2 protein-coding genes are annotated in these 1,883 nt (G+C 45.5%); one reads left to right on the top strand and one right to left on the bottom strand.

Going from position 1 to position 1,883, the window contains the following annotated elements:
* Positions 1-171: 171 nt before the first annotated feature.
* Positions 172-798, bottom strand: coding sequence for a hypothetical protein (locus tag ACQY26_RS03720; RefSeq protein ID WP_428047758.1), 627 nt, complete (start codon positions 796-798; stop codon positions 172-174).
* Between the two features lie 30 nt (positions 799-828).
* Here ACQY26_RS03720 and ACQY26_RS03715 point away from each other — a divergent pair, with 30 nt between their 5' ends.
* Entirely contained in the window at positions 829-1,854 is a 1,026-nt protein-coding gene (locus ACQY26_RS03715) for an MraY family glycosyltransferase (RefSeq protein WP_428047757.1), read from the top strand.
* Positions 1,855-1,883 lie beyond the last annotated feature (29 nt).

The raw sequence follows: 1,883 nt of genomic DNA, 5'->3' as shown, positions 1-1,883 counted from the left end.
CGCCGCGGTATTTAAGCGAAGAAAAAACTTAAATTTACCCAAATATGGAAAATTGCTAGCCATGAGCGTGAAACTTGACACAAGTCAAAAGAAATCAAGCCAAATACGGAAGTTTGCTAGCCGTGGGAGCGAAACTTAGCCCGAGTTAAACTATCCATCCAAAGTAAGAAGCTACTTCAAACTAAGCAAAGTCAAAATACCCTCCGCCCGCCCCTTCTCTTCGGTAAAAATTATTTGATGCGGCAAAGGCCTGTCCCCAAACACTTGATAATCGTTAAATTCAATGTTTTTGTTTATTTTGCCTTTGCTCTGTTTCATAGCGTAAGGGTAGCTTAGGCCGCGTTTAAAAAGATATGAATTGATAAACTTTCCTTCCTTAAAAACTATGCGGCCGGTTTCGTCCTCGTAAGAATACCCCTGATAGCCTGAAGGCTTTACGAGCAGGATTTTTACCATATCTTCAAAAACGCCGCGCGCCGTTTTGTTAAAAAGGTTTTTAAGGACATAAGTATAGCTGAATTTGCCGTCTTTAAAATCGGCGTTCAACAATACGGAAGCATAATCCCCGGCTATTTTTATTTGGAAATATCCATGTTTCCTTTTATTTACAAACAGCAGGAAGCTGTTTTTATAATCACCCGTTTTAAACTCCGCCTTAAATACGGCGGAAGTTTCCCACCCGGTCAAAAATACCGGGTAATTGCGGACGGGCTCCTCCCCTTTTACAAGGTTGGGCCGGGGAGCGCACGCAAACAAGAAAACGACCAAAGATAAAATAAAGAATTTAATTTTGCTCATAATAAGTCCTTTTTTATATTATATTAATATATGCAAAGTTTAAAACTGTATTTCCCGGATTTTATATGCGCCGCTTTAATAACGGCGTTTTCTTTGCCGGTTATAAGAAAGCTGAGCGCAAAAATTCTGAAAGACGAACCTACCGAAGTCAAAAAACATAAAGGCGTGGTTTCTACCGCCGGCGGTACTGCCTTGGCCTTGGGGTTCTTCGCCAGTTTGGCGGGAGTAAGATTTTTGACGGATTTTCCCTCAGGCACTTTGCGCAATTTAAGAGGCCTTTTTATAGGCGGGGCGATAATATATTTTTTGGGCTTGGCCGATGACATTAAAAAACCGCGCGGTTTAAGCCCGGTTCTGCGCCTTATAATACAGGCCTGCGCCGCCGCCGCTTTGATACATTACGGCGTTTATATACAATTTACCCCCCAGCCGCTCGGCGTTATTTTAACCGTTTTATGGGTAGTCGGGCTGACAAACGCTTTTAATTTGATAGACATTATGGACGGCCTCGCCGCCACACAGGCTATTTTGGCGGCTTTGGCATTTGCCGTGATATCGCTTCCGTCGGAATATGTTTACGTCAACTTCGCCGCTTGCGCTCTGCTTGGCGCGGCCGCGGGATTCTTGCCTTATAATCACTCAAAAAAACTAAAAACTTTTTTGGGCGACAGCGGCAGTACTCTGCTCGGTTTTTTGCTGGCGGCGGTTTCCCTGGGGACGAGTTATTCCTCCCACAACCCGCTGGCGGCGTATGCGCCTTTGCTTATTTTGGCGGTGCCCGTGTTTAATACGGCATTCGTTTCCGTGATAAGAATTTCAAAAGGAATAAGCCCGCTTAAAGCTACGCCGGATCATTTCCCCCTGCGCCTTAAAACTTTGGGTTTATCCGCCGCGGCGGTTGTGCTTTTGTCCGCCGCCGCCGCAATAATTTTTGACGCAGCAGCCCTTTATATAACGGTAAGCGGGGCCCGATCTTCTTTCCTGATTTACGGCTTAAGCGCGCTATTTTTAGGCGCGGCGGCTTTCTTTTTGGCGAGGATTGACCATGCCCGTTAAAATAGCCATAATCGGCGCGGGCATAAGCG

It is taken from the genome of Candidatus Proelusimicrobium excrementi, from assembly GCF_937881865.1.
Classification (GTDB): domain Bacteria; phylum Elusimicrobiota; class Elusimicrobia; order Elusimicrobiales; family Elusimicrobiaceae; genus Proelusimicrobium; species Proelusimicrobium excrementi.
Note: the sequence above shows the minus strand (reverse complement) of the source record. Positions and strands in the feature narration are given on the sequence as shown.

Coding starts and splice junctions, on each gene's coding strand:
- ACQY26_RS03720 (WP_428047758.1), bottom strand. CDS start 798: ATGAGCAAAATTAAATTCTTTATTTTATCTTTGGTCGTTTTCTTGTTT.
- ACQY26_RS03715 (WP_428047757.1), top strand. CDS start 829: ATGCAAAGTTTAAAACTGTATTTCCCGGATTTTATATGCGCCGCTTTA.